Origin of the sequence: Pigmentiphaga sp. H8 (assembly GCF_003854895.1) — a bacterium.
Taxonomy (GTDB): domain Bacteria; phylum Pseudomonadota; class Gammaproteobacteria; order Burkholderiales; family Burkholderiaceae_B; genus Pigmentiphaga.
In genome coordinates, this window is record NZ_CP033966.1 from 2,624,253 (window position 1) to 2,651,066 (window position 26,814).

The 26,814-nt window shown below is 64.4% G+C and carries 18 protein-coding genes; 4 read left to right on the plus strand and 14 right to left on the minus strand.

Annotated elements, in window-relative coordinates:
* Window positions 1-2: 2 nt before the first annotated feature.
* Both EGT29_RS12505 and EGT29_RS12510 read right to left on the minus strand, forming a co-directional pair.
* Window positions 3-1,100 (minus strand): hypothetical protein, encoded by a 1,098-nt coding sequence (locus EGT29_RS12505; protein ID WP_124689309.1) that lies wholly within the window; start codon window positions 1,098-1,100, stop codon window positions 3-5.
* Window positions 1,101-2,632: 1,532 nt separating this feature from the next.
* Window positions 2,633-4,315, minus strand: coding sequence for a DUF262 domain-containing protein (locus EGT29_RS12510; RefSeq protein WP_124689310.1), 1,683 nt, complete (start codon window positions 4,313-4,315; stop codon window positions 2,633-2,635).
* A 580-nt stretch (window positions 4,316-4,895) separates the two neighbouring features.
* Between EGT29_RS12510 and EGT29_RS12515 the strand changes: the two genes are divergently transcribed.
* Entirely contained in the window at window positions 4,896-5,399 is a 504-nt protein-coding gene (locus tag EGT29_RS12515; RefSeq protein ID WP_124689311.1) for an MgtC/SapB family protein, read from the plus strand.
* Between the two features lie 3 nt (window positions 5,400-5,402).
* Here the strand turns inward: EGT29_RS12515 and EGT29_RS12520 are convergent, their stop codons facing one another.
* From EGT29_RS12520 to EGT29_RS12560, 9 genes are all read right to left on the minus strand, one after another.
* Entirely contained in the window at window positions 5,403-6,332 is a 930-nt protein-coding gene (locus EGT29_RS12520; RefSeq protein WP_124689312.1) for a LysR family transcriptional regulator, read from the minus strand.
* Window positions 6,329-7,726, minus strand: coding sequence for a CoA transferase (locus tag EGT29_RS12525; protein ID WP_124689313.1), 1,398 nt, complete (start codon window positions 7,724-7,726; stop codon window positions 6,329-6,331). Before EGT29_RS12525 ends, EGT29_RS12520 begins: the two co-directional genes overlap by 4 nt.
* Window positions 7,716-8,501, minus strand: coding sequence for an enoyl-CoA hydratase (locus tag EGT29_RS12530; protein WP_124689314.1), 786 nt, complete (start codon window positions 8,499-8,501; stop codon window positions 7,716-7,718). The genes EGT29_RS12525 and EGT29_RS12530 overlap by 11 nt, the downstream gene beginning before the upstream one ends.
* Window positions 8,491-9,684 (minus strand): CaiB/BaiF CoA-transferase family protein, encoded by a 1,194-nt coding sequence (locus EGT29_RS12535; protein WP_124689315.1) that lies wholly within the window; start codon window positions 9,682-9,684, stop codon window positions 8,491-8,493. Before EGT29_RS12535 ends, EGT29_RS12530 begins: the two co-directional genes overlap by 11 nt.
* Window positions 9,685-9,700: 16 nt before the next feature.
* Window positions 9,701-10,684, minus strand: a complete 984-nt coding sequence (locus EGT29_RS12540) for a tripartite tricarboxylate transporter substrate binding protein (protein WP_124689316.1) — start codon at window positions 10,682-10,684, stop codon at window positions 9,701-9,703.
* Window positions 10,685-10,713: 29 nt separating this feature from the next.
* Window positions 10,714-11,949, minus strand: coding sequence for an alpha-hydroxy acid oxidase (locus EGT29_RS12545; RefSeq protein ID WP_124689317.1), 1,236 nt, complete (start codon window positions 11,947-11,949; stop codon window positions 10,714-10,716).
* A gap of 108 nt (window positions 11,950-12,057) precedes the next feature.
* On the minus strand, window positions 12,058-13,047 hold the full coding sequence (locus EGT29_RS12550; protein WP_238160385.1) for a tripartite tricarboxylate transporter substrate-binding protein: 990 nt from the start codon (window positions 13,045-13,047) through the stop codon (window positions 12,058-12,060).
* Window positions 13,048-13,107: 60 nt separating this feature from the next.
* On the minus strand, window positions 13,108-14,628 hold the full coding sequence (gene argH / locus EGT29_RS12555) for an argininosuccinate lyase (RefSeq protein WP_124689318.1): 1,521 nt from the start codon (window positions 14,626-14,628) through the stop codon (window positions 13,108-13,110).
* A gap of 52 nt (window positions 14,629-14,680) precedes the next feature.
* Window positions 14,681-16,045 carry an MmgE/PrpD family protein gene (locus tag EGT29_RS12560; protein ID WP_161567808.1) on the minus strand — a complete coding sequence of 455 codons (1,365 nt, stop codon included), beginning with the start codon at window positions 16,043-16,045 and terminating at the stop codon, window positions 14,681-14,683.
* Window positions 16,046-16,168: 123 nt separating this feature from the next.
* Here EGT29_RS12560 and EGT29_RS12565 point away from each other — a divergent pair, with 123 nt between their 5' ends.
* Both EGT29_RS12565 and EGT29_RS12575 read left to right on the plus strand, forming a co-directional pair.
* A complete protein-coding gene (locus EGT29_RS12565) occupies window positions 16,169-17,104 on the plus strand; it encodes a LysR family transcriptional regulator (protein WP_124689320.1) in 936 nt (311 codons plus the stop codon).
* Between the two features lie 289 nt (window positions 17,105-17,393).
* The gene (locus EGT29_RS12575; RefSeq protein ID WP_124689321.1) at window positions 17,394-19,709 is read left to right on the plus strand and encodes a hypothetical protein; all 2,316 of its coding nucleotides are present in this window, start codon (window positions 17,394-17,396) and stop codon (window positions 19,707-19,709) included.
* Between the two features lie 135 nt (window positions 19,710-19,844).
* On the opposite strand, the gene EGT29_RS12580 is transcribed toward EGT29_RS12575, so the two are convergent.
* Genes EGT29_RS12580 through imuA form a run of 3 tightly spaced genes read right to left on the minus strand, consistent with a single transcriptional unit; the run spans window position 19,845 to window position 25,332 of the window.
* Window positions 19,845-23,174, minus strand: a complete 3,330-nt coding sequence (locus tag EGT29_RS12580) for an error-prone DNA polymerase (protein WP_124689322.1) — start codon at window positions 23,172-23,174, stop codon at window positions 19,845-19,847.
* Between the two features lie 6 nt (window positions 23,175-23,180).
* Window positions 23,181-24,650: a DNA polymerase Y family protein gene (locus tag EGT29_RS12585; protein ID WP_124689323.1), complete on the minus strand. Its 1,470-nt coding sequence runs from the start codon at window positions 24,648-24,650 to the stop codon at window positions 23,181-23,183.
* Window positions 24,580-25,332 carry a translesion DNA synthesis-associated protein ImuA gene (gene imuA, locus EGT29_RS12590; RefSeq protein WP_124689324.1) on the minus strand — a complete coding sequence of 251 codons (753 nt, stop codon included), beginning with the start codon at window positions 25,330-25,332 and terminating at the stop codon, window positions 24,580-24,582. The genes EGT29_RS12585 and imuA overlap by 71 nt, the downstream gene beginning before the upstream one ends.
* 169 nt (window positions 25,333-25,501) lie before the next feature.
* On the opposite strand from imuA, the gene EGT29_RS12595 reads away from it, so the two are divergent.
* Entirely contained in the window at window positions 25,502-26,806 is a 1,305-nt protein-coding gene (locus tag EGT29_RS12595; protein ID WP_124689325.1) for a pyridoxal phosphate-dependent aminotransferase, read from the plus strand.
* Window positions 26,807-26,814 lie beyond the last annotated feature (8 nt).

The window sequence follows — 26,814 nt, forward strand, 5'->3', positions numbered from 1 at the left end:
CGCTATTCGATGAGCCGCTTACGAACGCCAAGACGTTTGAGGTGGGCACGGTATGCAATACCGATATTGATCGCCTCGCAAGCGGCCACGCAATCGGCCAACGCCAACCCCATGGCCGCAAGATTCTTCTCAGCACACGATTTTGGCCTGAACTCAAGCGATGGCCTGGCCAGCCGAGACGCGGTTACCGGCGCACACTCAATGACCAAGTCGTGGAGCATTGCGTTAACGCTGCGTTTGCAATGGTCGCCCTGGTTTTCCGCCAGCACAGCGGCTAGAGCGGTCACCTTGAGTTCGGCTCTGGCAATTGCGCCGGCAAGTGCTCGCCAAGCAGCGACCTTCTTGTTGTGAAACGTGAGGATAAGCCGGCCGTTTGCCTTCAGCGTTCGCCTGCTCTCAGCTAGGCATGCTGCAATCGTTGCTTCGTAGTCGGCGGAGGAGACGCCTCGCGTGTTGTTCGGCACAGCTTCGGCGCTTTCGTCGACGGTAATACTTGGGTCATAAATCGTCAGCCAGACATGGAATAGTCTTGCCAGCTCCCCATACTGCACATCGTCAAAGTAAGGCGGATCTGTCACGACGACGCTCACTGAACCCGCTTGCAGCGCCTGCTTGACGCTGCTACCTGTGGTTACGAGCACGTCCCAGTCGGTCTTCTTTCGACCACGGCGACCGGGGACCGTTGTCTCAACTTTCGGAGGCCGCTGTCGCGAGTCAATGAACCACTGGAGCGCCCGCGTGGCCGCCTCAAGGCGGCGCGGAATCGTGCCCCTTCCCACTGGGGACAGAAGGTTGCATTCCACCGCAAGGGTCGTCTGGGTGTAGCGGTGGTTCGCCATCCCCTCAAACGGCTTGAGGTTGAACCGGTCCCACCGGCTGAGGAACGCTGGCATTTCGGCAGCGCCAAGCAGCGAGAACACCAGCCGGTCTTTGATGGTCGTTGCGCAGTCCAGTGCAGCCACAGCTCTCAAACCATCGACAAGGACCTCAGCCTGCCGACGCGAGTATAGGTCGCTCCACCTCACGAACCCGTTGTCAAGAAGTCGCTTGGTCTCCTTGCCCGGTGGAATCCCGATGGCCAGCGCTTCATGCAGCATCATGGAGTCATCGAGACAGACGGGGTCGCCTGCAGAGACAGGCCTCAAGACGGCACGGAGCCGGCCCTGGAGCTCTACCAACTCCTGGACCAAAATGGCACGCCAGCCCTTAGGCTGTAGGCCTCCTTCCTGCAGGCAATGAGGACAATTTCCCCCATCCGCGTCTACATTCCAGCGCTTCTGACAACCGTCGCAGGAGAAGCTCTTGACGTTCCGATTTCGTCGAGTGAGGTGACCGCAGGCGCGGCAGCCGAAGAAGGCGCCAGTGTCCCGAAGGCCGCGACTAGTCAACGAAACTAGTCCATGCGGATACTCGTGGACCTCGCAGGTGCAGTGCGAGCACGTTGACACGCGAACGCGGAGAACATGCGAGAGTTCGGCGCCTGTAGGGGTGAGATAAGCGGTACGCTGTGGCGCAAGGGCGGTTAGTACGCGGTCGGCAGCCGCCCGAAGGTCTGTGGTTTCGCAACGACCCAGAGCAGCGGCGAGTCCGCGGGCAGGCCAGGGATAGAGATCTTGGGCGTATGTCTTGATCCCTCGCTTAGCAGCTTCGAACGTCACGGTTCCTCCGCCGCTGAAGGGGTCCGACACAATTAGGTCAGCTCCGTAATGTTTCACGGCAGCGTCGAGCAACGCCCCCATTACGCTGTGCGGGCGGCGAGCCCACCAACGGTAGGTCGACACGACCGGAGCGTGGACTTCTCGGTTGCTCACCTCTCTCGCCACACGAGCGCCTACCGCCTGCCAGTTGACGCGCGCCAACAAGGAAGTTGATGAAGATGTGCGTTGAGGCTGTGACATGCGGTTGTAGGCCCTTTCAGGGCAACGCCTTCAATTCAACGGCCGTTGCGCTGTTCTTCATTAATGCCTTAATGCCCCTGCCAGAACATTTTGTTGCATTCTCCTGCGCCTGAGCTACGTGGTCAATACCGGGCGGAACGATCTACCCTTGGGTTGCTGGTGCGCTGGACCATCAATAAGCTCGCTCACCGCCGCGACACTCGATATCCCCGGAATTTCCGACCATCAGTAACTCGGGAATTGTTCCTGCGACCAAGGCCAGCACCCGCTGCGAAGCAGTCATGGTCTTTGGTCCCTTGAACTTCCGCTTTGGGTCGAAAGCAGCTATTCACGAATGACAGCTTTCGACTCGAAGCGAACGTCGAGCCCGTGTTCACCCAAAGGGTGCTTTTAAGCCATGACGGCCATTCTGGCAGTCATTTTGGTCAACGCGTCATCGGAGGTGTCGCAGGCATTCGAGTCTCAGCTTACTGTGAGCGACCTGAGCCTCCTGCGCTGTCCAATCTCCGCTGATGGACTCGGCCAAAGCACGAACAGCGCCGACGATTGTCGACTTAAGAGGTTCTCCGCTCTTGAGCGCATCTGTGCGCTCAACGGCCGCGGTTAAGGTTGCCAACTCGCCCTTAATCTCCGAGACGGCGACTGTTATCTTGGGCATAAACTGCGGAAACGAGATTGCATGCTTCCCATCGAAGTACCTGTCAACACGCACGACTGGCCGCAACGCCATTTTTTTATGGCGCATAGCCCCATGCCTTCACGGCCAAGTCTGCCAACATCGCTTGACGAGCATCGATCTCTACTGGCCCCCAAGACGCATAACTCGAGATGCCACTCGTAAGTTTGAATTGCGACGCAGCTAGAATTTTTCGCTTCTCTTCAAAACCTCTGTTACCAATCTCCGTATTCAGCGCGGCGCTGAGAATAGCTAGATTTCCGAGTCGTTTCGAATAAGCCGCGGCGACGTCGGGTTCGACGTGAGGCCAATTTTCCTCAGGATTGTCCGGCAGGACGTGCTCCAGATTCACAGCAGTGACATTTTCGTTTGGTACTAGTTCGCAGTTCTCCTCTCCGTTGGCCGCACGCTCAAGCGTCGTCATGTAGTAGCGGGCAAGGAAAGCCTTCGAACTACGTGCGGTTTTAAAACTGGCTTTGAATGCCTCGTCGTTAGGAATAATCTTTTGAAGTTCTTTGCCAAAGGCAGTCGCCGTCTTTATCTCTCCTGTGAAGATCTTGCGCGCAGCATCTGAATACGCAGATTCCAAAGTGCCACCACCAGCGCCCGTCACGATTAGATACCGCACAGCACCGTTCAACAACAATCTCATCGCCTTAATGCACTCGCTCTTTTCAAAACAGCAGATCAATGCAAGGAGTGCTGGGCGATGCCGCTCCAGCTTAAGAAGGTTCAGAGAACGGATGATAGATTTTGCTTCTACGCCCAGTTCATCCCAAGACCCATCGTTCTCGTTGATGATAGCTGCATAGTTTCTCGCACGCTCGTGAAGCTCGCTCGCGAAATCGACGGCAGTTTGTACATTGATGATCTTATCTTTGATCTTGGAAAAAAGCTCCTTCTCCCGGGCAACCTCCCTCGTAGCTGACCAAAGTTGACGAATGTATGTGATAACGACAGCATCGCCACCGTGCATTTCCAGTGCGCCCAGCATCAGGTTCCATTTCGTCTGTACTTCGTTCAACTGATTTCCGGCCTTGCCGAAGAGATAGTTCTTCAGGAGGTCGGAGGCGGACAGATCGCGCCCGCGATCATTCAGGGTTTCGAAAATCACATACGCGTTTGCTTGGCTTGGGACCATCACCATAATGACGCGAACTTTGTGCTCCAGAAATTCGATGAGTCTTTGCAAACGCTCAAGCCAATTCGCCGTTTGGGCCACGAATCCGCTAATGAACGCGCGGGCCGCCGCCTTCGCCCTCAGAATCCGCTCATGCGATTCACGTGTCGGTTTGGCGACGCTCATCTCTTCCGTTTTTAGAATATTGGAAACGAAAAAGGCGTTGTCATAGTCACTCAAGACCATACGCGGTTTGATTTGCTGCTGCCAAGTGTCTTTCGTGAGAAGGAACTGGCGCTCCAAGTCTTCGGCTATGGCTGCTTGCCCTTTCTCGCCGAGGTAGTCCCGAACAGCCGCCACGAGAATGGTTGCCGTTGTTAGACGCTGCTGCCCATCAACGACTTCGTATTTTTGATCCGCACCTTGGATAACCACCGAGCCCATGAAGTATTCTGCGGCTCCGTTATTAAACGACGTGTTCACATCCGTCAGAAAATCGCCTACATTGTCATCTTCCCACGAGTAAGCCCGTTGATACCGTGGTACCGTCAGGAAGTTCGAAGCGAGACATGCACCGAGCCCGTGCGAGTTAATTTCTAGTGTATTGATCGGATCGGTCATACATTAATTCCGTTGCGTCGTGAGCAGAATGGGGTCAAAGTGAGAGCCAAAATTGAAGCCGACAATGTCTAGTGGCCTGGACGTCGGGTGCGGTTACCGCAGAAACACGGGTGCGGTGTGAGCGTGGCATTCGCATAGCCTACCTTGAACCCATCGAAATTGCACGAAGGCCATAACAACCTCAGACCCGCATGCGCTCAATAGGGGGTGGCGTGGGCGCATTTCCAGCCGGGAAAGTAACGGGCACTGTGACAGTGGATCGCGCGGCAGTACACGGTAAGCGTCGAGTCACGCTCATAGCATTCAACAACCGTTATCTGGGCGTAGCCGCCGCTGTAATGTCTATCCAGCAGCGCTGGTCAACGTACGCAGGTGGCCGAAAGCTGACGTTGACTAAAGCACCTGACCTGGAAGAGGAAATGCCTATAACTGTGAGCCTAGGCATCTGAGAACAAGCTTAGCGTTGGGCCTATTCGACTTGCTGAGTCTACACCTTGTTACGAGCGTGAGTGCTCTGTGACTGCGCATCTCACCAGCTTGCCCGTAGTCTGACGATTATCCGAATAAAAAAAGGCCACCCATGGACGCCCCCCTATGGACCCAAATCTGGACCACCGCCTCCAGCGAATTCTCCGACATCCCCGACGTAGCCGAACTAACCCGAGTATTCGTCCGCCTCCTGGTCGCGATGACCCTGGGCGGCCTCCTAGGCCTGGAACGTGAACTACGCGGCACCTCAGCCGGCCTACGCACCCACATGCTCGTCGCCCTGGGCGCCGCACTATTCGTTCTCGTCCCCCTACAAGGCGGCATGGAGGTAGCCGACATGAGCCGAGTCCTGCAAGGCGTGATCGCCGGCATAGGCTTCCTCGGCGCCGGCGCCATCCTCAAATCAAACGGCCGCGAGATCCACGGCCTGACCACGGCAGCCAGCATCTGGCTGACAGCCGCCATCGGCATCGCGGCTGGCATGGGGCGGGAGATGACGGCCATCGTCAGCACGCTGTTCGCGCTGTTCATCCTGGCGCTGCTGCGCAAGCTGACGCATGACCGAGGCCAGCCGAAGCACGAGGACCATCAATAGGGTTCAGGCCCGCGTGCCGGTGTGCAAAAAGCCGATGTCGGTGGGCTTGAAGTTGACGACTTCGCAGGCAATGTCCAGGCAGGTGCCGACCAGAGGCCGCAGGTCGCGTTCGCGTGAGATCAGGAAGTAGTCCAGCGCCGCCAGGGGCGGGGTGCCGCGTAGCCGCACGAGCAGGCCGGCCTGGACGAGTTGGTCGGCCCAGGATTCGGGCAGCACGCCCAGGCCCAGTCCCTGTATCAGCAGTTGGGCGATGACGGCCCAGCTGTTGCAGTGCAGGCGTCGGGCGACGGTGGCGTCGATGGACTGGAGCGATTGTTCGATGATGAGGGCAGTGCCGCTGGAGGGCGGTAGCGAGATCAGCGCGCAATCGGGCAGCAGGGCCGGCAGCCGGCCTTCGCCCTGGCGGTGCAGGGCGGGGGAGCAGACCCAGGCGAAGCCTGCGCTGCCGAGGTATTCGGCCTTGATGCGGTTGTCGGCGGGGCGGTTGGCGATGACGGCGAAGTCGAGGTCGCCTTCGGCCACGCGCCGGGCGAGGTTGCCGAGCGAGCTGCCGGCTTCGACCACGGGGTCGAGTTGCAGGTCGGGGTGGGCGGCTTGCAGGCGGGCGATGAAGGTGGGCAGCCAGGTCAGGGCGCTGAGTTCGCCCACGCCGAAGTGGCAGCGGCCGCGCAGGATTTCGGCTTGTCGGCCCATGCCGGCGACGACGTTGGCCTGTTTGAGCAGTTGTTCGACGTGCGGCAGCAGTTGTTCGCCTTCGCTGGTCAGGCGGGCCCGCAAGGAGCTGCGGTCGAACAGGATGCTGCGCAGGCTGTGTTCGAGGTCGGTGATGCGCTTGGACAGGGTGGAGACGGAAATGTGCAGGCGTTCGGCGGCGATCATGAAGTTGGGGCTGGTGGCCGCCAGGTAGAACGCTTCGAGCTGTTTCAGTGTCATGGCCGAAGGGGGGAAGGCGCCCAGGCCGCGGGCGAGCTGCCCAGCGGATGGGGACCGGGGGTTGTCCCGTCGTCCAGGCCGGCGACGGCGGGCGCTACGTGATGGGTGGTGCCGAACGGGCCGTGGCGCGTGACCAGTTGGGGCGCCAGGGCGTCGAAGGCGTCGCCGCCCCGGTGCGATGGGGCGGCCCAGGCCAGCAGGTACGTCGCCACTCGCGCCAATGATACCCGCACCTCCCAACTGCCGCCGGACTGCTGCCGCTGGCGCAGCGCGGCCAGCGTGCCGAGTATGCCCAGTTGGCCGGTCAGGTAGTCGGTCAGGAGGCGGGTGGGCGACAGCCGGGGCTTGCCGTCCCGCGCGTGCAGCGCGGCGATGCCGGTGGCGGCCTGCACCACCTGGTCGAAGGCCTTGCGCGCGCCCCAGGGGCCGTGATGGCCGAAGGCGCTCACGCCGACGTGGATGAAGTCGCGGCTGGCGCGCGGCAGCAGGCCGGCGGCGTCCAGGCCGAATTGGGCCAGCGCGCCGGGCCGCCACGAATCGACGACGATGTCCGCGTCCGTGGCCAGCGTCCGCACACGGGCCAGGTCGTCGGGGTCGTGGAAGCTGGCGAAGGCGTTGCGCTTGCCGATGCCGGTGTCCAGGATCTGCGGCAGCGGGTCGGGTTGGGCGGGCGACGAGATCCGCAGGACGTCGCCGCCGTGGAAGGCGAAGTGGCGGGCGACCACCGGCCCGGCGATGACGTGGGACAGATCCAGGACCCGTAATCCGGCCAAGCCGCCCACAACCGGCGCGCCGGCGCGCAGCGGCCGCACCGTCAGCAGCGGTTCCAAGGCGATAGCGGCGCCCGCGTCGCTGGCCAGCCAGGCTTCGGGCGTTCGCGCCCAGGCGCCGGGCAGGCCTTGTCCGGCTCCCGCGTCCTCCAGTTCTTGCGCCGGCCAGCGCCGTATGGCCGCGGCCAAGGCGGGCGCCGTATTGGCGCAATCCAGCAAGGCCAGGGTGCCGTCACGCAGATGGGGATAGGAGCCGGAAGGCAGGAACCACCGGCCGTCGGCGGTGGGATAGAAGTCGGACTTCAGTTCCTTGCCGTGCGACGACTGGGGAAAGCGGTGGTCATGGATGCGCTGGAAGTGCGTGGGTTCCAGCCCGGCCAGCGCCTGCGCGGGCGACACTTCGTAGTGCGCGCGGGGTTCGCCTGTGGCGACCAGCGCGGTGCCATGGGCCACCGCCAACTGGAAGGCCACGGCGATGTCCGCCAATGGCAGCGGCGAGTCCAGCGCCGGGCGCGGCCCGGCCAGCGTGAACGCCGTCAGGCCGGGCAGGCCCGCGCCGGCAAGCAGGTCGTCGGCAATGGCGCGGACGCGCTGCTCCGGCGCGCCGGTGTGCTCACTTGCCACGGAACACCGGTGTCCGCTTGCCGGTGAAGGCCTCGCGTCCCTCGACGTAGTCGGCGCTGCGGAAGCAGTCCAGGATCGCGTCCTTGCAGGCCTGCCAGTCCCGTCCCTCCGGGGCGATGGAGGTTTCGATGGCGAGCTTGGATGCGCGGTGCGTCAGCGGCGCCAGGCCGGCGATGGTGCGCGCGAGGTCCAGCGTTTCCTCGCGCGTTTGGATACGGTTGACGAGGCCCATCTGCCGGGCTTCCTCGGCCGTGTAGCGGCGGGCGGTGAACATGATTTCCTTGGCGTGGGCCGGCCCCACCAGTTGCGCCAGCCGGTGCAGCCAGAGCTCGTGGTAGCCCACGCCCACTTTGCCGGCGGGGATGCAGAACTGCGCCTGTTCGTTGCCATAGCGCATGTCGCAATGCAGGGCGATGGCGACGCCGCCGCCGAAGCAATAGCCGTTGATGAAGGCCAGGGTGGGCTTGCGCACGGCGCCGATGCGGCCGATGGCGCGTTCGACGGTGGCGTTGTAGCGGCGCACGTTTTCCTCGGTGTCGCGCTGTTCGCCGAACTGCGAGATGTCCGAACCCGAGGCGAAGGCGCGGTCGCCCGCGCCCTCGAACACGATGGCGCGCACGTCGTCGCGGCTTTCCAGTTCGTCCAGCAGTCCGGGCAGGGACTGCCACATGTCGAAGGTCAGCGCGTTGTGCTTGGCCGGGTGGTCGATCACGACGCGGCCCAGGTGCTGCTCGACGGCGACGTGGATGCGGCCGGGCCGGGCTTCAGATGACATGTTCGCTCCTGAGTTGCTGCAGGGTGTCGCCCTGGATGCCGATCTCGGCAAGAATGGCTTCGTTGTCCTGGCCGGGCATGGGGGCGACGCGCCGTACGCCGGCCTGATGGTTGCCCAGGCTGAAGGGCTGCCCGACCAGGTGGATGTCGCCCAGCTTCTCGTGCGCGACGGGCCAGGCGATGCCCAGGTGCCGCACCTGCGCGTCGTCGAAGGCCTGCTTGACGTTGTTGACGGCGCCGCAGGCCAGGCCGCTGGCGTTCAGGTGCTCGATCCAGTGTTCGTTGGTCTGCGTGGCGAACACGGCGGCGATCTCGTCGTTCAGTTCGAGGCGGTTGGCCGAGCGGTTCTTGTTGGTGGCGAAGCGCGGATCGTCCAGCCAGCGTTCCCGGCCCATCGCGTGGCAGAAGCGTTTCCACATCACGGTGCCCGACACGCAGATGTTGACCTGTCCGTCCTGCGTGTCGAACACGCCGGTGGGAATGATGGTGGGATGGTCGTTGCCGGCCTGCACCGGAATCTCGCCAGCCACCAGATAGCGGGCGCACTGGAAGTCCATGGTCGCCAGCAGCGATTCCAGCAGCGAGGTCCGGACCCATTGCCCCTGTCCCGTCTTCTCGCGTTCGTACAGCGCGGTCAGGATGCCCACCGCGCCGAAAACGCCCGCCGTCGTGTCGGCGATGGCGATGCCGGCGCGCACCGGACCGTGGCCGGGCAGGCCGGTGATCGACATCATGCCGGTCATGCCCTGGATGATCTGGTCGTAGCCCGGGCGCCGCGCATAGGGGCCGTCCTGGCCGAAGCCGGAGATGCTGGCGTAGATCAGGCGCGGGTTGCGGGCGCGGAGCGTGTCGTAGTCGATGCCCAGGCGGTCCTTGACGTCGGGGCGGTAGTTCTCGACGACGACGTCGGCCTGCGCGGCCAGGTCCAGGAACAGCGCGCGCCCCGGGTCCGATTTCAGGTTGAGCGTGATGCTGCGCTTGTTGCGGTGCAGGTTCTGGTAGTCCGGTCCCAGGCGCATGCCGCCCATTTCGTTCTCGTGTTCGGGATCGACGGGTTCTTCGATCTTGACCACGTCGGCGCCCCAGTCTGCCAGGACGCGCACGGCGGTCGGGCCGGCGCGCACGCGCGTCAGGTCGAGCACGCGTAGGCCGGACAAGGGCAAGCGGGCCTGCTGTTCAGACATCCTGATTCTCCTTTGCTTACTTCACCGAGAATTTCTCGAATTTCATCCGGGCGGTGGTGTCCGCCCACATCTGGCGCTCGCTGGCGACCTTGCCGGCGAAGTCGTCGGCCGAGCCGGCCGCCGCCGCGACGCCCTGGCGTTGGTACAGGGTGGCCACCTCGGGCGAGGCCAGGGCCTTGTTCAGGGCCTGGTTCAGCGCCTGCACGCGTTCCTTGGGCATGCCGGCGGGGCCGACGATGCCGTACCAGGTGGGTTTGTTCAGTTCGGGCAGGCCCAGTTCGGCATAGGTCGGCACGTCGGGCAGGCTGTCCAGGCGCGACGGGGCCTGGACGGCCATGGCGCAGACCTTGCCGCTCTTGATGTGCGTCATGGCCGAGCTGACGTTGTCGAACACGGCGTGCACCTGGCCCGCGTACAGATCGTTCATCGCGTTGGACAGGCCGCGGTACGGCACGTGGAGCATGTTGGTGCCCGTGGCCTGCAGGAAGCGCGCGCCGTTCAGATGCGACAGCGAGCCCGCGCCGGCCGAGCCGTACGAGTACTTGTCGGGGTTGGCCTTCAGGTTCTTCAGAAAGGCCTGCATGTCGCACTTGGGCGCGACCGACGGCGCCACCACCAGCACGCCGGGGGCGGTGATCAGCGCGCCGACGAAGCTGAAGTCCTTGACCGAGTCGTAGGGCGCTTCGGTATAGATGTTGGGCGCGATGGCATGCGTGGTGGCCGAGGCGACCCCCAGCGTGTAGCCGTCGGGCTTGGCGCGGCGCACGAAATTCATGGCGATCAGCCCGGCCGCGCCGGCCTTGTTCTCGATGACCACCGACTGTCCCAGCGCCGTGCCCATGGCCTGCTGGATGGCGCGGGCGGCGGTGTCCGTCGGGCCGCCTGCCGCCATCGGAACGACGATGGTGATGGGCGCGGCCGGAAACGAGTCGGCCAGCGCGGGGGCGGCCAGGCCGGCGCCCAGGGCGGCAAACAAAGTGGTCAACAGGGTCTTGTTCATGGTTTTCTCCTCGTCATGTCGGATCCTCTTCAGGATTCTTGTTGTGCCTGCAACAGGCAGTGCGGGCCGAGTTCGTCCAGGCGGCTGGCTCCCAGCATCGCCATGTTGCGATCGACCTCGGCTTGCAGAAGCTGGATGGCGTGGGCCACGCCGGCCTGACCGCCCACGGCGGCGGCGCAAATGAAAGGGCGGCCGGCGAAAACGTAGCGGGCGCCCAGGGACAACGCGATCAGGACGTCGCCGCCGCGCCGGATGCCGCCGTCCATCATCACCGCCAGGCGCTGCCCGACCGCGTCCGCGATGGCCGGCAGCACGCGCAGGGGGGCGGCGGCGCCGTCGAGCTGGCGCCCGCCGTGATTGGACACGATGATGCCCTCGGCGCCGATCGCCAGCGCGCGGCGCGCATCCTCCACCGACAGGATGCCCTTGACGACCAGGTTGCCGCGCCACTGCCGGCGTATCGCGGCGATGTCGTCCCAGGTCAGATGGTCGCGGCCGGTCGTGTCGCGCACCGCCTTGGCGGAAAACGCCGGCGCGCCGCGTTCGGCGAAGGAATTTTCGAAATGCGGCATGCCGCGCGTGGCCAGCGTCCGGAGCAGGGTGCGGACCAGCCAGCCGGGATGCGTGACGCCTTCCCAGGCCAGCCTGGGGGTGGGGCGCAGGGGCAGCGAAAAGCCCGCGCGTATGTTGTTCTCGCGATTGGCCCACACGGGGATGTCCACCGTGACCACCAGCGTCTCGTAGCCGGCGCGGCCCACCCGTTCGACCAGGGCGGCGCGGCGGACCGGATCGCCCGGCAGGTAGGCCTGGAACCACGTGCCGGGGGCCTGTTCGTGGATCTCTTCCAGCCGCATCAGCGACGAGCCGCTCATGATCATGCACGCGCCTTCCTGCCGAGCGGCCAGGGCCATGGCGAGATCGCCCTGGTAGGCCAGCAGCGCGCTGATGCCGACCGGCGCGATGCCGAAAGGCACGCGGTAGGCCTGGCCCAGCAGCGTGGTCTGAGTCGAGCGGCGGGAAACGTCCGCCAGCACGCGCGTGACGAACTCATGGCGCCGGAACGCCGCGCGATTGGCGGCCAGCGACCGGTTGTCCTCGGCCGCGCCCAGTACGTATTCGCGCAGCGGGCGGGGCAGGTACCGGGCCGCCGCGCGTTCGAAATCGTCCAGGTTCAGGACGTGACGGATGCGGGCAGGGAGCCCCGTCGTGCGCGCTTCATAGGCGGCGTGCCTGGCCGGGGTGGCGGGGTGGTGCGTCGTTGTCATGCGGCAAGACTACACACCCCCTCCTTTTGAAAAAAGTGAAATTATTTGTGGGTAGTGCTTCTAAAAAATCGAAAAAAAATGGCTTCGACGAGAAGGCAGGCGCATCCATCATTCGATATTGGCCCCGGAAGCCTTGACCAGCGGACCCGCGGCTTCGAAGTCCTTCCGCAGCAGCGTGTTGAACGCCTCGGCCGACATCTGCTCGGAATCGATGCCCAGCCGGGTCAGGCGCGCCTGTACCGTCGTATCGGCCAGCACTTTGTCCATCGCGGCGTGGATCTTGTCGATCTCGTCCTGCGGCATGTTCCTGGGAGCGAGGATGCCGAACCAGGTGTCGTACTTGTAGCCCGGGGCGCCGGCCTCGGCCGCGGTGGGCAGGTCGGGCAACAGAGGAGAGCGCTTGGCGCCGGTGTAGGCGAGCATCTTGACGCGCGCGTCGTTCTTGAAACCTATGATGGCCGGCACGGCCGCGGCGGTGCCCTGGGTGCGGCCCGCCAGCACTTCGTTGATCGCGTCGCCGGTCGCCTTCATGGGAATGTGCTGCATCTTTCCGCCGACGTTGGCCAGGAACGATGCCATCGCCAGGTGGGTGGCGCCGCCGTTGCCGGCGGAGGAGTAGTTCAGTTCGCCCGGCTTGGCCTTGATGGCCTTGATGTAGTCCTGCAGCGAATCGACGCCCAGGGTTCCGGGAACCGCGATCACGAATCCCGCGTTGCCGACGTAGGCCACGCCGGAGAAATCCTTGATCGGATCGTAGCCGGGGCTGCGATACAGGGACGGCGCGAGGTTGTGGCTGGCCGCGGTGAACAGCAGGGTGTTGTGGTCGGTCGAGCGGGCCACGAAGGTCGTGCCCATGGTGCCGCCGGCGCCGGCGCGGTTTTCCACGATCACCGTGGCGCCTAGGGCCTTGCCGAGATCGGCGTTGAAGTTGCGCGCCACGGTGTCCAGCGTCGCCCCCGGCCCGTAGGGCACGATGAGCCTGATCACGCGTTCGGCCTGCGCGGGCGAGGCGGCGGCCGCGGCCGCGGCCGCCAGGCACAGGCCCATGAGTGTCCGGCGCAGCGCCGAGTGTCCTGTCTCCATCCGTATGGATTTCATTTCCTTGTTCTCCTAAGTCATCGGGCAGGGCAGGCACGGGGGAGTCCCCCGTGCCGCCCGTTATCCGATGATCTGGTCGATGGCCTGTTCGAGCCGGCTTTCCGAGGCGGCCAGGCGTTGGCTGATTTCGGCGAGGATATTTTCGTCTGTGGCGTATTGTTTCCTGGCCCGGGCGATGTCCTCCTCGACCCGTTCGGGAGCCGGGCCGCCGGTCAACGTGCGGGCCTTGATGCATTCGATCGGTGTCAGAGCCTGGCGGAGCGATGCTTCGCTCAAGCCGAGCGGCTTGCCCATGTATTCGATGGCCGCTTCATCGACCAGCGCGCTCGTCACGTCGGCCTGGGTCAGGCCGCGGGAAATACCCAGCCGTACCAGGATGGCGACGATCTGGTGCGCGGTGCGGAAGGGCAGGCCCTTGTCGAGGACGATCGCGTCGGCGATGTCGGTGGCGCAGATCCAGTTCAGGCCGGTGGCGTTGGCCAGCATCCGGTCTTTCTTCAGCGACAGCGTCGCGAGCACGCCGGTCATGATCTGGGTGGCCTCCAGCACGTCGTCCAGGGTCGGCGCGAGCTGCCGCGTGTAGCCCATGCAGGCATCGTGCATTTCGTACAGGTACGAGGCCAGGTGCCCATAGGTGCGCGCCGCGGCGCCGCGTATCCACATCAGGGTGTAGGGGTTCTTCTTCTGCGGCATGATGCTGCTGGTGCCGCAATACCGGTCGGCCAGTTCCACGTACGAGAACTCGGTGTTGGACCACAGGTAGAGTTCGGAGGCGATGCCCGATACGTTCATCATCAGCAGGGCCGGGACGGTATAGGCCTCGGCGGGCACGCCCAGCCAGCCGTCGAAGCCCAGCACGGCATAGCGCGTGTTGGTGATGACGCCGTCGAAGCCCAGCAGTTCGGCGGTCCGTTCGCGCTTGATGGGGTAGCGCGATCCGGTCATGATGGCGGCGCCCGCCGGGCTCATGTTGACGCGCTCGTAAAGCTGCTTCAGGCGCGAGAAATCGTTTTCCAGAGACAGCTCCCAGGACATCGCATAGTGCGCGAAGGTCGTGGGCTGCGCATGCTGCGACCAGGTCGAGGCCGGCATCACGGTATCGACGTTTTCGCTGGCAAGCTGCACCAGTTGCTTGCGCAGGGCGATCGATGCGTCCATCAGCTTCAGGATGAATTCGCGGATGAAGATGCGGCTGGTGACCGCCATGAAGTCGCCCGAGCTGCGGCCGGCATGGATGCGGCCGCCCACGTCTTCGCCCAGTTCGGTGATCAGCCAGGCTTCACCGGAATGTTCGCCGGCTTCGGTTTCCGCGCGCGTTTTCTCGATGCCGGCTTGCTCCATCCTGCGCAGCGCCTGCAACATCCTGGCGGCATCTTCGCGCGTGTGAAAGCCTTGTTCGGCCAGCATCACCAGATGCGCCTTGTCGAAGCGGTGATAGAACTTGTATTCGCGCATCTGCTGTTCGGGATCGCCCAGCTTCGTGCGTTTCTGGACGTCCTCGGCATCCTCCGTCAGGCGGGCGCCGGCCTTGCGGTACGGTTCGCCTTTGGCAACCTTGCCATAGATGCTGTCCTTGTTCATTGCTATCGGTCTCCTTGATCGATGTCGGGGGGGAAGGAAATCCAGGGTGCCGTCAGGCGCGGCAATCGAGAAACAAATCGGTCAGGGATGCGGACGAAGAGGCGTCGTCGACCATCGCGGTCAGCCGATCGAGAATGCGGAGGCTGCGGTCGTATCCGATCCGGGGCGAGACGAGGGCTAGAAACTTCCGGTCCACCCGCCGCGACTGTTCCGCCTTGTCCGCCATGGGTGATCCCACGCTTGCCGCGCGTTCGAACGAGCGCCCGTCGGCCAGGTGCAGGGCCACGACCGATTCGCTCAACCCCATGCCGGGCACCAGTTCCACACGGACCCGTTCGAGGGTGGCCTGCACGGCGTCCTCGGTCACCCGGTCCCAGGTGTCCAATCGGCTGGTGTCCATGTCCAGCAGGGCGAACGCCGAAGCGGCGCGCAGGCTGAACTTGGCCTCCAGGCCGGTGGTGGGCGATGGGATGTTGCAGATGGCGCAGGGGGTGCCCGCCGTCACCTGGATGCGCTGGACCTGGTCTGGGGAAGGCGCATGTTCGCGCCGGAGTTCCCGCAGCGCTTCGATGGTCGCATGGGTGCTGAAGCAGGCCGCATGGAACTTGAAAATGTTGTTCAGGAGGTGATGACCGCCGGCCGGCTCCGCCAGAGCGTGGTGCGCATGCATGTCCTGGCCGTGCGCCAGCACGAAGCCCTGCGCGCATTCCAGCGCGTCCGGGCGGCTGGTGAAGCCTTTCTGCGCCCAGAGGGCGGACCGTACGCCGGTCTGGGCGGCCATGCCGGCATGCAGCGGCTTGGCCATGCTGCCGAACATCGCCTTCAGGCCCGCCGCCTGGGTCGCGGCCACGCCGACGGCATGGCAGGCCTCCGATTCCGACAGCTTCAGCAAGTGCGCGCAGGCCACCGCCGCGCCCAGGCTGCCAAGGGTGGCCGTGGCATGAAAGCCGTTCGCATAGTGCGCCGGCTCGACCAGCGCCCCGATGCGGCAGGCGGTTTCATAGCCCGCGACGAAGGCCGCGACGAACTCGGACAAGGAGGCCTGGCGATATTCCGCAAGCGCCAGCAGGGCGGGGATGACGGCAACGCTGACATGTCCCGGCAGCACCAGATTCACATCGTCATAGTCCAGGGCGTGCGAGGCCGTACCGTTCACCAGGGCCGCCTGCGAGACGCCGACCTTGAGCGGGCTGCCGATCAAGGTCGCCTGGGCGGCGCCGCCTTCCTCGAGCACGGAGGCGCGCACGATGCGGCAGGCCGGTTCCTGCTCACCCGCATGGGTGCAACCCAGCCAATCCACGAGGCAGTCCCGGGCGACCTGGCGCACGGTGCCGGGCAGGTCTTCGTGGCGCACCGCCAGCGCCCGCCGCACCAGTTCCCGCGTCAGGCCGGCGCCGTCCCGTCGTGTCGTCTCCACCCCAACTCCCTTGCGATCGATGCTTCGATAGCCGGGATCTTGAAGTGCCGTGGTATTTCTTTCCAATGATTATTCTTTGGTACCCTATCATTCCAAGTGATGCCATCGCCGCGAGGCCGTCCCATGAACCTGCGCCATCTCGAGGTTTTCCACGCGATCATGCAGGCCGGGTCCGTGACCGGGGCCGCCCATTTGCTCAACGTCACCCAGCCGGCCATCAGCAACGTGCTGCGCCATGCGGAACAGCAACTGAAGTTCAAGCTCTTCGAACGCATGGGCGGACGCCTGCAACCGACGCCCGAAGCCTGCGATCTTTTCCCCGATGTCCAGGCGATCTTCGGCCGCATCGATACCTTGAACCGCGCGGTCGACGAGATACGCGGCGGCCGCACGGGGCGGCTGGCCGTTGCCGCGTCCCCGACCTTCGTCAATGCCTATCTGCCCGAAGCAGTGTCCCGGCTGCACCGGCACAGCCCCGGAGCGCGCGTCACGATTCATGCCATGGCCACGGCCAACGCCATCGAAGAGCGGGTGGCAAGGCGCGAGGTGGATATCGGCCTGGTCTACACGCCGGTCATGGACCCCAGCGTCGGTGTCGAGCAGGTGGGAAAGTCCAGCGTGGTGTGCGCCGTGCCGCGGCGGTCGCGCCTGGCCAAGCAAAAAGAGGTGACCGCGCAGGACCTTGCCAAGGGAATCGTCGTTGCCACCGGCCCCACGACCCGGATCGGCAAAGCGATCCAGGCCGCATACGGGGCGCACGGGTTGTCGATGCCCAATGTGGCGGTGGAGGTCAACTCCTCGCAGGCCGCGTGCCTGATGGTGGCAAAGGGCGTGGGCATCGGGCTGGTCGATCTGGCGACGGTGCATCAGTACCCGTTGCCCGACGTCGAGTTTCGTCCTTTCCGCCCGCACATCGAATTGAGCCTGTGCCTGATTTTTCCGAAGGATCGTCCGCGTTCACGGTTGGCCCTGAAATTCGCCCAGGGGTTGCGGGAGCAATTCCATCCGGTCCGGTTGTCAATGGAAATTCCGGCTCGGGACGATCAGGCTTCACAGTAGGGGCGTCAGGTCTTCGGCGTGTTTTCTGTTTTCGCCAGCTCCAAAGCTGCTACCGTCGTCGTGTTGTTTCTCGTCGGGACGGGTTTCGCTCTGGTTCTAGCATTGCAAACAGGTTTGATGAACATCGCCGGTGAGGTTCGGACATTGGCCGCAGCGTTAACCATAGGGCGTTCAATTTCTCGAACGCGATCGGTGCTGTCCTGGGGGGCTGCTACCGGTTAGAAGCAGGCATTGTTAAGGTCGGTAGGCTTTGGGTGCTGCTGGAAATTACAAAGTGGAGGGAGTTCGGATGGTAGATACTCTAAGGGTGGATGTGTGCTATCGCCCGTTGCGCATCGGCTGGGCAGTGCGCGAAGGCGACGTCAACGCAATACGGCAGGCAATAAGGTATTCCTACGCGCTTTGGGGAGGCCGATTCAACCCCATCTTAGTGATTGATCGGGAGGAAGAAGCACGCCAGTTGATCGAACGGTTCCGTGTCGATCTCATCTATCCGCTGGGCGACAGCGTGGAAGTAAAAGACTTTCCGAAGAAATTCCCGCACTTGATTCCCCCGCTTTGCGGTGACGCCATTTTCGTCAAAGATGAGCGTTGGGGTAGCTATTCACGCGTTCTCGATATATCCAATGCCGTCTCACATTGGCACAATAGGCCTGAGTGGAAACTCATAAAGGATGAAGGCTTCCGAACTTACCAATGGCAACAGGATGATGCTCTCGCGGATGTATTTCTCATGCAGTTCGGTGCCTACCCGAGCGCAGATGAAATCGGCGTGGACTATGCCGAAATGATCGCTCAGGTTGCAGAACCGAAAGTTTACGAGCTGGAACCGCGAGCTCGAATCCCCGCAGACATCTTAGAACACCCTCATATCGCTGCTATTGGCCGATTGGGCATACAGCGTCATTACGCAGTCAGGCCAGGCTGGGATACCCCCGGATTCTTTGTGGGTAACGCAGCAGAGCCAGATGATATTGTCTGCTACTGGAATCTGCGTGCGTGTGACATCACACTTTGGTTCGTTGATCCCGATCATATGGATCGCTATGCCGATCTGATTCCAGAATTGCGCAAGGCTTTGCAAAACAGTGTGGAGCATCGTCGGCATGAATCGGATCGTCGACTTGGCGTTTGGTCTAGACGCGACATTTACAATGCGGATGAGCTCTTCGGAAATATGCAAACGATCCGCTACCGCGTCCAAGATCACTTTTGGTCCGGCAGTTCTGTTTCCCCGCCGATGATGTCACTCGGCGAGGCATCAACACTGGGCGTTATGGGGGAGTCCAATGCTGTTCCACGTGTGAACTTCGCATTCGCCAACAAGCCCTTTGATAGCGATGTGCATTTTTATAATCAACGTCTGGTGGCTTCCATCTCTTTCTTTGGTGGTCTCTATGGTGATGAGCTGAACACGTTCGACGTGCCCTACGTGCCGGAACTCAACGAATTCTATGCTCGCACCTTACACTTTGACTATTCCAGCTTTCGCATAGAGCCGCAAAGGATGGGGTTAGTAATCGGGGCATCTGATCATGACAGTTTCCTCGCCGCGATGCCTGTCGCCGATCTGGTGCAGCGCATTTTCTCGATGGCTGGATTTGATGCAAAGCTGAGCAACGGTGGGCGCATTGTGCGCCAGTTACTAGCTCAACTAGGTGGTCTGCAAGGGGCACGCGTATTCAAAATACCAGGTGCTCGGAAGTTACTTAAGAAGTTCGGACTACATGATACGTTCACGCGTGAGGCGGCACGCGACACAATCGTAGATAAAACGCCTGAGCATCGTAGCGGCTCGTTTTCTCCACATGTGGACTTGTTTCTAGGTCCACGCCCGATGAACACGAAACTATCCCCGCCAGATGTCTTCAGCTACATGGTGGACAAAGGCCTGTTTCGTATGGGTGTCAATCTGGATTGTGTGAAATGTGGAATGTCGAGCTGGGTAGCGCTCGATGCGCTTAGGCAGCAAGCCATGTGCGAACTTTGTGGGCACAGCTACGATGCCGCGCGGCAACTACTTGACAGTAAATGGCGTTTCCGGCGATCAGGACTGCTGGGCGTAGAGCGGAACGCCCAGGGAGCAATACCGGTCGCGTTAACCTTGCAGCAACTAGGTACAAATCTCGATCATGTATCAAGGCACAGTGTGTATTCCGCCTCTCTTGATTTGGTACCCACTGTGGACCAGGTTTTGCCGAAATGCGAAGTCGATTTTGTTTGGCTGATGAAAGGGCAGTATCCGGATCCCTCGGCGGTAATCCTCGCTGAGTGCAAAGATCAAGGCCCCATCAATCTGGAGGAATTTCAACGCGATATGGACAACATGCGCCGCGTCGCGGACGCATTGCCCAGGCATCGCTTCAAAGCGTATGTACTGTTCGTTAAATTGGCACCTTTCACCGCCGATGAGATCGCCTTGGCCCGCACCTTGAACGGCCCGTACGAGCACCGCGTCATCCTGCTGACAGCGCGAGAACTTGAGCCGTACCATATTTTTGAGCGGCTTAAGGAAACACATGGTATCGAAAGCTACGGAGGGTCGCCCGAAGAGTTGGTCAACGTGACGACACAGCTTTACTTTAATAATTCAGGAGAGGAGTAGTAAAGCTTCTCACCATGCACCTCTAAACTTGCATTCGAGACGCGTTATTCGACTGACCGTTTCGGGTCGCAAGCAAACCTCGACGCGCCCACATTCGCCCAGGGCTTGCGGGAACAACTCCATCCAATCCGCCCCTCAATGAAAATCCCGACTCGACACAACCAAGCTCCCCAATAACGGCGTCAAATCCACCAGCCGCTTGGCCAGCAGATGCCGCACATTCTGATGCGACTGCCACGTGCCATACACCCCCAGCAGCGGCGCCCCCACCAGTTCCCTGCGCTGGCGCTCGACCAGCCCCGGCCAGACGATGACGTTGACCTGCCCGGTCTCGTCCTCCAGCGTGACGAAGACCGCGCCCTTGGCTGTGCCCGGGCGCTGGCGCACGGTGACGATGCCGCAGGCGCGCGCCAGGCGGCGGTCGGGGTAGGTGTGCAGGGCTTCGGCGGAGGCGAAGCCGCGCCGCGTCAAGCGATCGCGCAGTAGCGCCAAGGGATGGCGCCGCAGGGTCAGTTTCAGGGATTCGTAGTCGGCGCGGATGTCGTCGGCCTCGTTGGGAACGTCGAGCAGTGGCGCCTGTTCGTACACCATGGCGTCGCGCAATAGATCGCGCTGGGGCACGCTGTCGGTGGCTTCCCAGAGCGCCGCGCGCCGGTGGCCGGACAGGCGGCGCAGCGCATCGGCGGCGGCCAGGGCCTGCAAGGCATGCCGGTCGAGATCGGCGCGCCGGCCCAGGTCGGTGGCGTCGGCAAACGGCCGGTGTTCGCGCGCCGCCTGGATGCGCAGGCCGGCTGCTTCCGGCAAGCCCTGCACCTGGTTCAGTCCGAGCCGCACGGCGGGGCGTTCGCCGCCGGTGGCTTCCAGGGTGGCTTCCCAATCGCTGGCCAGCACGTCGGCGGGCAGGACGGTCACGCCATGGCGCTGCGCATCCTGGATCAACTGGTAGGGTGAATAGAACCCCATGGGCTGGCTGTTGAGCAGCGCGGCCAGGAAGGCTTCGGGTTCGTGCCGCTTGAGCCAGGAGCTGGAGTAGGCCAGTTGCGCGAAGCTGGCGGCGTGCGATTCGGGAAAGCCGTATTCGCCGAAGCCCTGGATCTGGCGGCAGATGGATTCGGCGAAGGCGCGCTCGTAGCCGTGCGTCAGCATGCCGGTGACGATGCGTTCGTAGTGCTGTGCCAGGTCGCCCTTGCGCCGCCAGGCCGCCATGGAGCGCCGCAGTTCGTCGGCCTGGCCTTCGCTGTAGCCGGCGGCGTACATGGCGATCTGCATGACCTGTTCCTGGAAGATGGGCACGCCGAAGGTACGGGCCAGCGCCTTGCGGACCTTGGGGCTGGGATACGGAATCCGGGCGGGGCCGTGCAGGCGTGCCTGTTCGCGCTGTTTCAGGAAGGGGTGCACCATGCCGCCCTGGATGGGGCCGGGCCGGACGATGGCGACCTGTATTGTCAGGTCGTACAGATTGCGCGGCTGCAGGCGGGGCAGCATGCTCATCTGCGCGCGCGACTCGATCTGGAAGACGCCTATGGTGTCCGCCTGGCAGATCATGTCGTAGGTTTTGGTGTCGTCTGGAGGGATGCTGTAGAGATCGAGCAGTTTCTGTTGTCGCTGGCTGGCGAATTCCAGGGCGCGCCGCAGCGCCGTCAGCATGCCCAGGGCCAGCACATCCACCTTGAGCAGGCCGACCGCGTCCAGGTCGTCCTTGTCCCATTGCACGACGCTGCGGTCGGGCATGGCGGCGTTCTCGATGGGCACCAGGCGCGACAGCGGTCCGCGCGACATGACGAAGCCCCCAGGATGCTGGGAAAGGTGGCGCGGAAAGTCCAGCAATTGCTCGGTCAGCCTGGCCCACAGCTGCGCCGCGGGCGAGTCGGCGGCCAGCCCGCATTCCTCGAAGCGGTTCAGCAGGTTCTTCCTGCCGTCCCACCATTGGTGGGCCTTGGCGACGCGGTCGACCAGGGCCAGGTCCATGCCCAGCGCGCGCCCCACGTCGCGCAGCGCGCTGCGCGAACGGTAGCTGATGACGACGGCGGTCAGCGCGGCGCGGCGCCGTCCGTATTTGTCGTAGACGTACTGGATGACTTCTTCGCGCCGCTGGTGTTCGAAGTCGATGTCGATGTCCGGCGGTTCGTTGCGTTCCTTGCTGATGAAGCGTCCGAACAGCGAGTTGTCGTCGGGCGGGACCACGGTGATGTCCAGGCAGAAGCAGACCGCGGAGTTGGCGGCCGATCCGCGTCCCTGGCAGAGGATGCGGCGGTTCTTGGCGAACCTAACCAGGTCGTGGACGGTAAGGAAGTAAGCCTCGTACTGGAGTTCGCTGATCAGCGCGAGTTCTTTTTCGAGCTGATCGCGAATCTTGTCGGGGATGCCTTCGGGGAAACGTCTGTTGGCGCCGGCATAGGTCTCGTCGCGCAGATAGGTGGTGGGCGTGGCGCCGGCCGGTACCAGTTCCTCGGGGTATTCGTACTGCAATTCGTCTAGGTCGAAGGTGCACAGCCGGGCCACGCGCAGGCTTTCCCGCATGAGTTCCGAACCGTAGACCTGCGCCAGGTGCACGCGCGCGCGCAGGTGCTGTTCGGCATTCGGCACCAGCGCATAGCCGCATTCGGCCACGGACTGGCGCAGGCGGATGCCGCACAGCGTGTCGTGCAAGGGCTTGCGCGAGCGGACGTGCATCTCGACCTGGCCCAGCGGCACGACGGGCAGGTCCCGCGCGCGGGCGACGTCTTCGACGGTCTGGCGGTGGGCGGCGTCGCCGGCGCGATTGAGCAGCGCCAAGCCCATCCAGCACCGCCCTGGAAAGGTCCGCGCCAGCCAGCCGGCCTGCTTGGCAAGCACGTCGCGGGCGACGCCGTGGGCGGGCGCGAGGATGGCCAGGCAGTCCGGCACGCCGCGCAAATGCTCATGCCCGGCCTCGGGGTGGGAAAGGTCGCCGGGCAGCAGGCGGTAGCTGCCCTTGGCGGCGCGCATGCGGGCATAAGTGATCAGTTCCGACAGGTTGCCGTAGCCTTCCTTGTTGGTGGCCAGCAGGACCAGGTCCATGGGCGGGATGCCGTCCTGGGCTTCGAGCCGGAACTGGCTGCCCAGGATCAGGTGCAGCTTGTGTTGTTTTGCCGCCGGGCCGCCCCAAGGCAAAACAGCCCCCTCGGGGGGCAGCGCCGCCGCGTCAGCGGCAAGCGTGGGGGCTTGTTTTGCCGCCGGGCCGCCCCAAGGCAAAACAGCCCCCTCGGGGGGCAGCGCCGCCGCGTCAGCGGCAAGCGTGGGGGCTTTTTTCGCTTCCTCGTGCGCGCGCACGACGCCGGCCAGCGAGCATTCGTCGGTGATGGCCAGGGCCGTGTAGCCCAGTTCGGCAGCGCGCTCGACCAGTTCCCCGGGCCAGGAGGCGCCGCGCAGGAAGGTGAAGTTCGTCAGGCATTGCAGTTCGGCGTAGCCGGGCAGGGCAGGGAGCGAAGGCGGGGGCGATGACATGGCGATTCAGGCGTAGAGCCCGTGCAGGTACCAGCGCGGTTCGTCCAGCGCCTGGTCGAGGTAGAGCCAGTAGCGGATGCCGTTTTCGCTTTCGGCCACGAAGTAGTCGCGCGAGATGGGGGCGCCGTCCCACCAGCCGCTTTCCAGGCGTTCGGGGCCGCGCAGCAGGCGCAGCGGGGTGCCGTAGTAGGGGCGGTTGCCGCGCAGGACCAGGGCAATGGGCTGCGCGAGCAGCCACAGCGGGCGTTCGGCCTCGAAGGCCATGTCCCGAGGGCCGGTGCGTGACGCCGACAAGGCCGGTTGCCAGCCATTGGCGGCTTCCGGCCGATGGTCGGCGCGCGGCCGGGCGGCCAGTACGCGGTCCGCGCCCAGCCGCGCCGTCAGCAGTTCCAGCAGGCGGTCGTGGTCGGCCGGGGTGCCGCCGGGGTCGGTGAACAAAGCCTCGGAGGGCGCGGCGCGGGAGACGAGCTGGTCGGCATGCAGGGCCACGGCGATGGCCGGCGCTTCCAGCGTCAGGCGTTCGAGATGTTCCTTGAGCAGGCGCAGCAGGTGGTCGGCCTGCCAGCCGGGCTGGGCCAGGGCCACGGTCAGCCGCGTGGGCGGCCGGGCGTGGCGGCCGCGTTCGTGCTCCAGCAGGAGGACGATGGCGCTGGCCGCCGTCTGCGTGGCGCCCAGCCATCCCACGAGTTGCTGGACGAGGCGCCGGGCCACGATCAGGACGGCGGCGGTGTGCTCGAGGCGGGCGATCGGTTCCAGGCGCGCGGAAAACCGGAGAGGCGCGCGGATCCAGTCGAACAATTCGGGCGCCTGGCCGCGGGCCTGGGCTAGCATGTGCGGCAGGGCGTGGCCGCAGCGCTTTTGCAGGCCGGCGCGCGGCAGCCGCATCAGGGCGGCAAGGGTACGGCACCCTATGCCGTCCAGCCAGGCCTGGTGCGGCCGCGCCGGCGGCAGCAGCAGGCAGGGTAAGGGGGCCATCCGGCGCAGCAGCCGATCCAGCCGCAGGACGCGGCGCGGGCCGCGCGTGGCACGTGCCGCCAGCAGCCAGGCGCCATGGGCGGTCGGCGCCATGCCGACGCGGGCCTGGCAGCCCAGTTGTTCCAGCGTGCGCCGGATGCGCCGGCACAGCGCCAGGGGGCCGCCGAAGACGCGCAGGCTGGCGCGGACGTCGAGCAGCAGGCTGGTGTCGGGACCAGGCGCGACCTCCGGCGTGTATTGCAGCATGGCCAGCGCGGCGGCATCGAGCAGTTGCCGCTCGCGTTCGACATCCCGCTGGATGAACGCGGCATGCGGGGCCAGGGCGCCGGCGCCTTTCTTGCGCATGCCCGGCCGCACGCCCAATTGCGCGGCGGCAGGGGTCACGGCCACGACCGCCTCGTGCTCGAGGACCACCAACTGGCCGGCCGCGTCATCCGGCCAGGACGGGCTCAGTGCGTCGAGGCTGGGCTGGGTCAGGTAGACGCTGATCCACAGGCTCATGGGAAAACTCGGAAAAGGCGGGAATCGGACCCGTGGCCGCTGTCGCGCGCGGGGGCGCGAGCGGCACCAGCAGGCTGGTGTCGTGGACGGGACCGCGGCGCTTGAGGATGTCCACGCGCAACTGGTCTCCGGCGGGATGCAGCAGCAGGCGCAGCGGCGCGGGCGATGCCTGGCGGGCCGATTCGGCGGGGCGGAACAGGAAGAAGGCGGTATCGCCGGCCTGGGCGGCCAGGTGCAGCCGGCGCAGGGCGGTCGCGGGCGGACGGGAGGCCCAGTACAGCAGGGCGCCGCAATGCCCTTGCTTGAGAACTTGCTCGGCCGCCCACAGGGCATCGGCCGCGTGGGCGGGCGCGACCCACAGCAGTTGCCGGCTGGAAAAACGATGGACCTGCCAGGCCTGGACGGACGGCTGGTGGGGCGGGTGGAGCAGGACGATGCTGCGCTGGACGGGCAATTGCCGCAGCGCCGGCAGCAACAGGCGGATTTCGCCTATGCCCGGCTGCGGCAGCAGCAGTTCGGTCAGGCTGCCCAGCGGCCACCCGCCGTCGGGCAACTGGCGGGACAGCTCGGCATGGCCGGTATCCAGGCCGGGGCGGCAGTTGCGGGCAAGCTGCGATCCCCGCCACAGAAGGGGGTGGATCGCGGTGCTGGCGCGCGGCGTGGAGGTTCCGGCTGAAGACATGGGGCAACGGCGGTTTACGGCAGAGTACTGTATAAATATACAGTGATCGAGTCAAGCCGTGGAAAGTCATCGCAACGCCGGCGGGGCCGTCCGCCGCCGGCACGCCCGTGTTCTGGTATCGTGGCTTGGCCGTGTCGTTGCATCAATTCCTACGAAGACCCGTTCATTCATGAAACCCATCAACAAATCGAACAAGCTGGCTCACGTCCTGTACGACATCCGCGGTCCCATCATGGATAGAGCCAAGCAGATGGAGGACGAAGGCCAGAAGCTCATCAAGCTCAACATCGGCAACCTGGCCGTGTTCGGTTTCGACGCGCCCGAGGAAATCCAGCTGGACATGATCCGCAACCTGCCCAACTCGGCGGGCTATTCGGACAGCAAGGGCATCTTCGCCGCGCGCAAGGCGGTCATGCACTACACCCAGGCGCAGGGCGTGCAGGGCGTGACGCTGGAAGACATCTACCTGGGCAATGGCGCGTCCGACCTGATCGCGATGGCCACCAACGCGCTGCTGGACGATGGCGACGAGCTGCTGCTGCCCACGCCCGACTACCCGCTATGGACGGCGGTCGCGAGCCTGTCGGGCGGCACGCCCGTGCACTATCTGTGCGACGAGGCCAAGGGCTGGATTCCCGACCTGGACGACATCCGCGCCAAGATCACCCCGCGCACCAAGGGGATCGTGGTCATCAACCCGAACAACCCGACCGGCGTGGTCTATCCCGACCATGTGCTGCGGGAGATCATCGCCATCGCGCGCGAGCACGGGCTGGTCATCCTGGCCGACGAGGTCTACGACAAGGTGCTGTACGACGACGCCCGCCACACCGCGCTGGCCAGCCTGTCCACCGACGTGCTGACGCTGACCTTCAACTCGCTGTCCAAGAGCTACCGCGCCTGCGGCTACCGCGCGGGCTGGCTGGTGGTGTCGGGCGACAAGCGCGCCGCCCGCGACTACATCGACGGCCTGAACATGCTGGCCAACATGCGGCTGTGCGCCAACGTGCCGGGCCAGTGGGCGATCCAGACCGCGCTGGGCGGCTACCAGAGCATCAACGACCTGGTCGCCGAAGGCGGCCGGCTGCGCCAGCAGCGCGACCTGGCCTACGAGCTGATCACCGCCATTCCGGGCGTGACCTGCGTCAAGCCGCAGGCCGCGCTCTACATGTTCCCCAGGCTGGATCCCGAGGTCTATCCGATCGAGGACGACCGCCAGTTCTTCCTGCAGATGCTGGAAGCCACGCGCGTGATGCTGGTGCAGGGCACGGGGTTCAACTGGCCGCACCCGGACCACTTCCGCATCGTGTTCCTGCCGCACGAGGCGGACCTGCGCGAGGCCATCGGCCGCATCGCCAAGTTCCTCGAAGACTACCGGCTCAAGCACCCCAGGAAGGCGGCGGGGTCTTCCGAGGCCGGCCCGGACGACCGCGCGGTCGTCGTGCCGGCCAAGTTCGGGGCGAAGGCCGGCTAGGCACTGGC